The sequence below is a fragment of the Vibrio sp. V23_P3S9T160 genome, assembly GCF_963886625.1.
GTDB lineage: Bacteria > Pseudomonadota > Gammaproteobacteria > Enterobacterales > Vibrionaceae > Vibrio > Vibrio anguillarum.
Genome location: NZ_CAWPDB010000168.1, coordinates 1 through 8,952, shown reverse-complemented (window position 1 = coordinate 8,952; position 8,952 = coordinate 1). Strand labels below are relative to the sequence as shown.

7 protein-coding genes are annotated in these 8,952 nt (G+C 43.8%); all 7 read left to right on the top strand.

Features of this window, described 5'->3' with window-relative positions:
* The first annotated feature begins 180 nt into the window (after nucleotides 1–180).
* The 7 genes from AACU59_RS15860 to vctC all read left to right on the top strand — a co-directional run bounded on the left by AACU59_RS15860 (nucleotide 181) and on the right by vctC (nucleotide 8,806).
* Nucleotides 181–942 carry a class II glutamine amidotransferase gene (locus AACU59_RS15860; RefSeq protein ID WP_019282661.1) on the top strand — a complete coding sequence of 254 codons (762 nt, stop codon included), beginning with the start codon at nucleotides 181–183 and terminating at the stop codon, nucleotides 940–942.
* 187 nt (nucleotides 943–1,129) lie between these two features.
* Nucleotides 1,130–3,574, top strand: a complete 2,445-nt coding sequence (locus tag AACU59_RS15855; RefSeq protein WP_161437812.1) for a M9 family metallopeptidase — start codon at nucleotides 1,130–1,132, stop codon at nucleotides 3,572–3,574.
* Between the two features lie 239 nt (nucleotides 3,575–3,813).
* Nucleotides 3,814–4,995 carry a DUF3103 domain-containing protein gene (locus AACU59_RS15850; RefSeq protein ID WP_161437811.1) on the top strand — a complete coding sequence of 394 codons (1,182 nt, stop codon included), beginning with the start codon at nucleotides 3,814–3,816 and terminating at the stop codon, nucleotides 4,993–4,995.
* Between the two features lie 195 nt (nucleotides 4,996–5,190).
* Nucleotides 5,191–6,102, top strand: a complete 912-nt coding sequence (locus tag AACU59_RS15845; protein WP_202598902.1) for a siderophore ABC transporter substrate-binding protein — start codon at nucleotides 5,191–5,193, stop codon at nucleotides 6,100–6,102.
* 27 nt (nucleotides 6,103–6,129) lie between these two features.
* Nucleotides 6,130–7,065, top strand: coding sequence for an iron chelate uptake ABC transporter permease subunit VctD (vctD, locus tag AACU59_RS15840; protein ID WP_026027432.1), 936 nt, complete (start codon nucleotides 6,130–6,132; stop codon nucleotides 7,063–7,065).
* A 22-nt stretch (nucleotides 7,066–7,087) separates the two neighbouring features.
* On the top strand, nucleotides 7,088–8,038 hold the full coding sequence (gene vctG / locus AACU59_RS15835; protein WP_094145353.1) for an iron chelate uptake ABC transporter permease subunit VctG: 951 nt from the start codon (nucleotides 7,088–7,090) through the stop codon (nucleotides 8,036–8,038).
* A gap of 6 nt (nucleotides 8,039–8,044) precedes the next feature.
* Nucleotides 8,045–8,806, top strand: coding sequence for an iron chelate ABC transporter ATP-binding protein VctC (gene vctC / locus AACU59_RS15830; protein ID WP_094125469.1), 762 nt, complete (start codon nucleotides 8,045–8,047; stop codon nucleotides 8,804–8,806).
* Nucleotides 8,807–8,952: the final 146 nt, after the last annotated feature.

Genomic DNA, 8,952 nt, shown 5'->3' with positions numbered 1-8,952 from the left:
TTGCTAAAAGATGATCTTCGTTCAATAAATAATTCATCATTTAAGCCTGCATTTAAGAGTCATTAACTTGTGGCGTTGATGAGCCAAGTGGCAAAGGTATCGTTGCCTGGACACCTTGCAGCCATTGAGCAAACGTGCTTTATTGAAATCAGTGACTGATTATTTTGGAATGTTTGCATTATGTGCCGCTGGCTCGCCTACCAAGGAACTCCTATCTACCTCGATCAACTGGTTTATCAACCGGAACACTCTCTCGTGCACCAAAGTTTAGAAGCGCGTAAAGCGGTCACCCGTGTCAACGCTGATGGGTTTGGGCTGGGTTGGTATACCGAACGCACTACACCCGGGCAGTTTCATGAAGTCTTACCCGCTTGGGGAGATGAAAACCTGCGATCCTTAACGCATCACATTCGTTCTCACCGTTTTATGGCACATGTGCGTTCGTCCACCGGAACGCAGGTTTCCCGTTCTAACTGTCATCCGTTTATTTTGGATCACTGGATGTTTTTACATAACGGGCAAATTGGTGAGTTTGAAAAAGTGAAATTCGCCTTAGAACGGCAGCTACCGGAATCGCTATACGTCAAGCGTGTTGGGACAACGGATAGTGAATTGATTTTTTTATTGATGATGAGTAATGGGTTACGCAGTCAGCCAGTACAAGCCATTACGACCACGATTGGTCAAATTGCGCAGGCTTTGGCGGAGAAACAGATAGTCACACCTTTTAAAGCTTCGATTTGTATCTCTGATGGGCAAGATTTTTGGTTAGTGCGTTATAGCTCTGATGGTAATCCGCCGACCGTGTTTAGTAAAAGCGAAGGCGATAATATGGTGGTTGCGTCAGAACCCCTTGATAGTGAAAGTGGTTGGCAAATGATTGAGCCGCAAACCATTACTCATGTGATTGGCACTCAATGTACTGTGTATCCGATCACTTAGTTAGTGGTGGAAAAATTAGTAATGTATTGATATATAAGATCTATTGGTTAATCGATTGCTCTCTCATGAGAGCAATTCTTTTTTGAAGTAAGATCCTGGTTTTTGTGCATCAAGTTTCATTTTGTTGATGTGATTCTGATATAAATCGCGACTCATTCATTTCTATGATCTATAGAGAGTCGTTACTATGCGTATTGCTCCGGTTCCATCTATTCATTCCCCTCGTCCCAAACCTAATGCTTTGCTATTGGCATTATCGTTAGCAGGATTACCGTCTTTTTCTTATGCATTAGATGCCTGCCAGTTTAATGATATCACCCAAGCACAAGAGCCCATTTTAGCGATTAAAAATGCACAACCAGCCTGCTATAACTCGTGGTTTTATACCGATAGTAAAGCCATCTTGGGTCTATACAGTGAAAATAGTATAGACAGCATTAACCGAGCGCTGGCGTTAGAGGTTTCGCAATATCAAGGAACAGAAGCGCAAGCCAAATCTATTGCTAATTTGGGGGAGTTTATCCGTGCCGCGTATTATGTGCGCTATGGTGTAAAACAAGATTTTGGTGATTATTCGGACCAATTGAGTAATGCGATTGCGGATACGATTAACCAGTTTATGTTATCGCCTTACAGTTTGAGCTTAGGTCGTGAACAAGTGGCGGCCATGTCGAGCTTAACGTTAATGGTCGATAACGTGAAACGCCTACCTTCAACGATGGCGAATTTCATCGTGCTATTGGACGCCTTTAACCCACAAACGGCGCAAGATGTACAGTTTGTTGATGGTTTAAATAACTTATTTCGATCCATGAGCGGCCATGCTTCGCGTGATGATTTTTATCAACATATTGAAGCCCATCCAGAATATTTGGAGACACTGTATCGTTTTGCCACTGAGCATGATTGGGCGTTAGGAACCGATGCCGATTTCATTTTGTACAATGCGGTGCGTGAAACGGGGCGCTTACTGGTTAGCCCTTACCCAAACACCAAAACTCGAGTCATTGCGATTTTAGAAAAAGTATTGGAACGTTACCCGCTGGGTGGACGTAGCGATAAACTCTGGATTGCTGCGGTTGAAATGCTTTCTTACTACGCGCCAGAGACATTGGAAGCGCTTAATTTAACGCAAGCTAAGCAGCAACTTGAACAGCGTATCATGCCAAATCGTCATCAATGTGATGGACCTGCCATTATCCGTTCGCAAGGCTTAACACCACAACAAGCAGAGCAAGCGTGTGAAATTTTGAATGAGAAAGAAGCCGACTTCCATGCCGTCGCGAATACCGGTTTCACGCCCGTGGCCGATGATCTTAATCAACAAGTGGAAGTGGTGGTATTTGATAGCAACGAAAGTTATGTCAGTTATTCCAACTTCTTGTTTGGCAATACTACCAACAACGGCGGGCAATACCTTGAAGGCAACCCGGCTGATGCCAACAACACAGCGCGCTTTGTCGCTTACCGATATGCGCAGGATGAGGCGTTGTCTATTCTCAATTTAGAGCATGAATATGTGCATTATTTGGACGGACGCTACAATCAATACGGTTCATTTTCTCTCAATTTAAGTGAAGGCCATATCGTGTGGTGGTTGGAAGGCTTCGCTGAATACATGCACTATAAAAAAGGCTACCAAGCGGCGATAGACTTAATTGCTGAGAAAAAACTGAGCCTCACGCAAGTGCTAGCCACTACTTATCAAAATGACACCAATCAAATTTATCGCTGGGGCTATTTAGCGGTTCGTTTTATGCTGGAAAACCATCCCAATGAAGTGGATCAACTGCTAGCGCTATCACGTAGTGGCGATTTCAAAGCATGGGCTGAGCAAGTGAAACGGATCGGCAAAAGCCTAGACAGCGAATTTTCAACTTGGTTAGACACTTTGACAGCGGACAGTGGTAATCCAGAGGATCCGACTGTGCCGCCAATTCAACCAGAAGACACGATGAATCATTTAGCGTTAGGGCAGAGTGTTACCTTGTCGGGTGAGCAGTACAGTGAACAACTCTATTATATTGATGTTCCAGATAATATCAGTGAATTGTCGATTAATATTAGCGGTGATGGTGACGCCGATCTTTATTTAAGTTATGAAAAAATTGCGCATTATTATGATTATCAAATAACAAATTTTGAACTGCATAGTAATGAAACAATTGCACTAGAAAAACAAGCCAATGGTACCGTTTTACCGGGTCGCTATTATTTTAGTATTACGGGTAGAGAAGCTTACCAGCGTGTTGAATTAAATACGAAAGTAAGTTACGCCATTACCGATAATACGCAAAAGCCTAGTGATGATTTAGCACCTGTTGTTCTCGAAAATCGTCAGCCAATGACGTTGGGTATTCATCAAACTCGCTATGCAGCGATTTATGTACCAGAGGGAATGAGCAGTGTCAAAGTTTGGCTCCAGCCTATTGATGAGATGGCAGCCCACAATGTTGATCTTTATGCAGAAAGCGAGCACTGGCCTACATTGACTCATTTTGACCAAGCGTCTAAACGTGCTGATAGCTATGAGTATATTGAACTGCCAGTAACGCAAGCGGGCTATGTCCATTTCATGCTTAATGCACAGCAAGCCAATAGCCAAGTCGAGCTCTATGCAACTTATGAATAATTAATGAATAAAAAGAAGTGTAAAAGCACTTCTTTTTATTAAAATCATATAATTAGCCACAAAAGTAATAGCTATATTAACATTATTTAATTTAATCTTTACTTAATAATAATTTGATCTTGTGGGAAGAATATAAATTAACACTCTATTTATTTCTTGAAAGAATAGAATTCGGTGATATTGTGTTTTTATGTAGAGTTATTACTCTATGTTGTAATTAAAAATATTAAGGGTTCATTATGAGATATATAACACCCGTTTCATTACTGCTTGTGGCCACTATTATGGGGTGCAACTCAGAAGAAGCGACAACCAGTAGCACCAGCCAATCCAATGCTGATGCGATTGCACAGCAAAAAAGAGCGTTAGCACTGCAACTGAGTGAAAGTTACGCCGAGCTTGAAACCACACTTAAAACTGAAATCAGCGCGCAAAACCTATCCATTTCTGTTTCCACTTTGTTTGAAGAGCAGCCTGATTCCGATTTTAGTCAACAGATGGTTGTAGCAGACGCGCAAATTCGTTCAATGAAAGGCATTGAGGATTTTACTGAGCAGTTGCTGCAACTGCGTATTGCCGATGCGTCGATGATTAAAGAGTGGCAAGAAGGGCAAAGCCCGTTGTTTGCTTTTGAGCCCAAAGGTAATGATGCGTCTTGGCAATATATTGAAGCGTTTGATGTGTACGGACAGGTGCATCAACTGGACGTATATCAAATGCCAGATGTACCCGTTTTCGTGGTTGATAGTAATAGCGAAGTGGAATTGCGCGCAGGCTTACAAGCAATGCGTGCACAGATGAACGCATTGGGTCAATCGACCACATTGACCACAGTAGAAAGTGGTAGCGTCGCCGCGCAAGCGATGGCCCGCAGCAGCGATAATAGCGCTGAGCCTGTTTCCACCACAGTACTGAAAAAAATTCGTTTAGCGGATGACAAAGAACCGTGGATCTCTGGAGCGGCTGAAATTTATGCGATTGTTACAGGCATCAATCCAAGCCGAGATGAGCCGACCATTGACTTAGTTGAAATGCCTTATTTGGATTACGACAAGCAAGATTACTTCCCAAATCAAGTGATGATCCAATGGTCTCGTTACCGTTGGGGCGCAGCCGATCTTATCTTGATGGAGCAAGATGATGGTACCGATTATAAAGAGCTGGCTAAATTACTCGTCAAAGTAGCGGAAGAAGTGCTGAAGCTTATCCCTGATCCAGAAGTGCAGGCGTATGCGATTATTCCGCAAATCACGGGCAAGATCATTGATGCGATTCCCGATGGTTTACTGGTCAACGACGACGATTATGTCGATGTCTTTTACACCTTGATGCAAGACACCAGCTATGTTGATCATCCTGGAGCGAGTGGTAACGCAGTGGCCACTTTTGAGCCTTTGACGATTAACCCGACACGTCCATAACATTTCTCTCCCCCTAGAAAGCGAGCGCGAATCTCTTATTAGCGCTCGCTTTTTCATCATTCTTGCTGCTTCTGATCATCATGGCTGATTTTGATGTGAATAGGGTTGCTTGAACGACGGTCAACGATTATATTACCCGAACTTAATGCGAATGCTTATCAAAATCTGTCGCAGTTATTTTGAATGGGAACCTATATGAAATCGTTGTTTAGTTTGGCAGCACTTGGCTTGCTTACCTCTTTTACTCTCAGTGCTAAAACCGTTTCTGTGGATCATCAACTCGGTACCACGACGCTCGAGCAAAATCCGCAACGTGTGGTTGTCATTGGTTTGGGTGCGTTAGATGCGTTAGATCGCTTTGGTATTGAACCTGTCGCGGTATCGAAAGTGACTGAACTGCCAAATTATTTAGCGAAGTACAACAGCGATACATACGCACCTGCCGGTTCTTTATTTGAGCCTGATTTCGAAACCATTTATATGCAAAAACCGGATGTGATTGTGATTGGGCCGCGCGCCGCAACCAGTTATGACGAGCTATCTAAAATTGCACCAACTATCGTTTTTGCAGCCGATGCAAGCCAAGGCTACTGGCAGAGTACACAACAGCAGTGGCGTAATCTAGGCAAAGTCTTTGCGATTGAAGATCAAGTGGAAGCCAAAATTGAAGATTTAGATAAGCAGTTTCAAGCACTTCGTAGCTTTAATCAGAACAACCAAATCGATGCGCTCACAGTGATGAGCTCTGGCGGTAACATTACCGCTTTCGGGCCTGAATCACGTTTCTCTGCGGTGTATAAAGATTTTGGATTCAAAACGACCGTCGATAGCATCAAAGCGACACGTCATGGCGATCTGATCTCTTATGAATTTATTCGCGAACATGATCCTAAAACCTTATTGATCATTGATCGTGATACGTTGGTCAACAAAGGGCAAAGCCACACTCGCCAAGAGTTTGAGAATGACCTGATCAAAGCGACTGCGGCCTACAAAAATAAAAGTATGGCGTTTTTAGACCTTAATGCTTGGTACCTATCCATTTCTGGTGTGACTGCCACAGAGCAGATGATCAGCGACGTTAGAAATGCTGTACACATTCACTAATTTGCCACAAACAAGCTGAGGTTAGCTTTGAAAAAGTTATTGCTTGCTTTGTTGGTAGTCAGCCTATCTTCACTGTTTGTGGGGGTAGGCAATCTATCACTAATGGCATTACTGCAAGGGGATGCCCATGCTTGGCAACTGCTCTTTACCAGTCGTTTGCCACGCTTGTTAGCGATTGTTTTAGCCGGGGCAGGGCTCAGTATCGCGGGTCTTATTATGCAGCAAATCAGCCAAAACCGATTTGCCGCGCCTTCTACCTCCGGTACCATTGAATGCGCCATGCTGGGCTACGTGTTGAGCTTAGTCTTTTTTGGCCACGGTGAAAGCTTGTGGCTTATTTTCTCGGTTTCGATTGCGGGCACTTTGCTGTTTGTACAACTGATTCAGCGTGTGCAGTTTAAAAATGCCATTTTTGTCCCTTTGATCGGCATTATTTTTGGCAATGTGGTGGAATCCGCCGCGTCCTTCATCGCTTACAAATACGATGCGATACAAAACCTTTCTAGCTGGACGGTAGCCAATTTTGCCAACTTGCTGAAAGGGGATTTCGAACTGCTCTATATTGCGATTCCGGTTGCCCTCTTTAGCTATTTGTATGCGGCGCGAATTTCGGCCGTCGGCATGGGTAAAGATTTTGCTGTGAACTTAGGGCTTAACTATCAGCAAGTGCTGGTGATTGGCGTTTGTTTAGTGTCGGTGATGTCTGCGACGGTTGTGATGATTGTAGGTCAACTGCCTTTTTTAGGGTTGATTGTGCCTAATTTAGTCAGTCACTATTACGGCGACAACTTACGCAAAAATATCCCTCGTACGGCCATTTTCGGTGCGTTATTGGTGCTGCTATGTGATTTGGGCGGCCGTTTGATTATTTTCCCCTATGAAGTGCCGATTTCGATGATCATCAGTATTCTCGGTGGCAGTGTATTTATTGTGTTGCTGTTGCGAGGCCAACGCCATGGGTAAGTCTGTATGTGCGAGCATCACTTTGCGTGATCATAGCAAACTGTGGTTACTGGTTTTGGCTTCTCTGCTTTTTGCTGGCTTATTTATTGGTGTTGGATTGAACGCCGACAACTATCACTATTTTCTTTCTCGTCGTGTACCCAAAGTATTGGCGATGGTGTTAGCGGGCATTGCCATTGCGCAGTCCTCTCTAGCGTTTCAAACCATTACCCACAACCGAATTTTAACGCCCAGCATCATGGGGTTTGATTCACTCTACCTGTTCGTGCAGGTGCTAGTGGTGACTCTTTTTGGTGGCCTAAGTAGCTACGCGCTCAATGCTTATCTCAATTTTTCGTTGTCCGTTGCTGCTATGTTGCTCTTTTCTAGTGTGTTGTTCGCTTTTTATTTTCGTAAGCAGCAGAGTAACTTAATGGTGCTGTTGTTATTAGGAGTCATTCTGGGGCAACTGTTTTCCAGCATTTCCTCCTTTTTGATCATGCTGATGGATCCGAATGATTTTTCATCGGTACAGTCCAATATGTTTGCGAGCTTCAACAACGTGAAAGTGGAACTTGTGTATTGGGTAACACCATTACTACTGTTGGTTTGCTTTGGCCTGTTTCGCCTGCATCGCGTGTTGGATGTTTTATGGTTGGATAACGATAACGCGGTCAGTTTAGGGGTGGATGTACGCCGAGTGACGCACCATGTGTTGATGCTTAGTGCGGTATTAATTGCTATTTCTACCGCTTTAGTTGGGCCCGTGATGTTCTTTGGCTTATTGGTCACCAACTTAACGCGCGAGTGGTTTCGTTCATACCAACACCGAACCTTATTGATTGGTTGTTCCGCGATGGCGGTGTGTGCATTGCTTTCTGGTCAATGGGTGGTTGAAAAAGTATTCCAGTTTGAAACAACGCTGAGTGTGGTGATCAATTTCATCGGAGGTCTCTATTTTCTCTCCCTCCTTTTACGTAATAAAATGGTTTAATTTCATATGATTCAGCTAGATAAACTGACTAAAGTGTTTGGCCAACAAGCGGTTGTGGATAAGGCCTGTGCGCAGTTTGAAAAAGGCAAGGTCACTTCAATTATTGGCCCTAATGGTGCAGGAAAAAGTACCTTATTGTCGATGGCTAGCCGTTTGGTTAGCCGTGATAGCGGTAAAGTTTGGATTGAAAGCAAAGAGCTGGTTGAGTGGGATACTAAAGCGTTGGCTAAAAAGCTATCAGTTCTGCGTCAAGCCAATACTCTGACCATGCGTTTTACCGTGAAAGAGCTGGTGGCTTTTGGCCGTTTTCCTTATTCGCAAGGCAAGTTAACGGCCAGCGATCATGCGATGATTGAGCAATCGATCAAATATCTTGATCTTAAAGCGATAGAAGATAAATACCTCGACGAACTGAGTGGCGGCCAACGCCAGCTGGCCTTTATTGCCATGGTGATCGCCCAAGATACCGATTACATCTTTCTCGATGAGCCATTGAACAACCTCGATATCAAACACTCATTGCAGATCATGGCCACTATTCAGCGTTTAGCACATGAGTTGAATAAAGCGGTAGTCGTGGTGATTCACGACATCAATTTTGCATCCTGTTACTCCGATTCCATCATTGCGCTGAAACGAGGCCAAGTAGTAGCAACTGGCACAGTACAAGAGGTGATTCAATCGTCGGTTTTGAGCGATATCTATGAAACGCCGTTCAACGTATTAGAAATAGAAAGTAAGCGTATTTGTATGTATTACACCCATTGATGCGATTTAACTGCCGGTGTGCGTAACGTTACGAGTACTGAACAGAACGCTTTCGATTCACCGTAAGCCCCTTTTTACTGCCTAATGTTGCCAACGCAAAATGGTGGAAGCGCAGACGTTTACTGCGCGCTACAGGATGGACTTAA

Bases quoted from the DNA above. Each gene is read 5' to 3' on its own strand.
- AACU59_RS15860 (WP_019282661.1), top strand. From the start codon at position 181: ATGTGCCGCTGGCTCGCCTACCAAGGAACTCCTATCTACCTCGATCAA.
- AACU59_RS15855 (WP_161437812.1), top strand. From the start codon at position 1,130: ATGCGTATTGCTCCGGTTCCATCTATTCATTCCCCTCGTCCCAAACCT.
- AACU59_RS15850 (WP_161437811.1), top strand. From the start codon at position 3,814: ATGAGATATATAACACCCGTTTCATTACTGCTTGTGGCCACTATTATG.
- AACU59_RS15845 (WP_202598902.1), top strand. From the start codon at position 5,191: ATGAAATCGTTGTTTAGTTTGGCAGCACTTGGCTTGCTTACCTCTTTT.
- vctC (WP_094125469.1), top strand. From the start codon at position 8,045: ATGATTCAGCTAGATAAACTGACTAAAGTGTTTGGCCAACAAGCGGTT.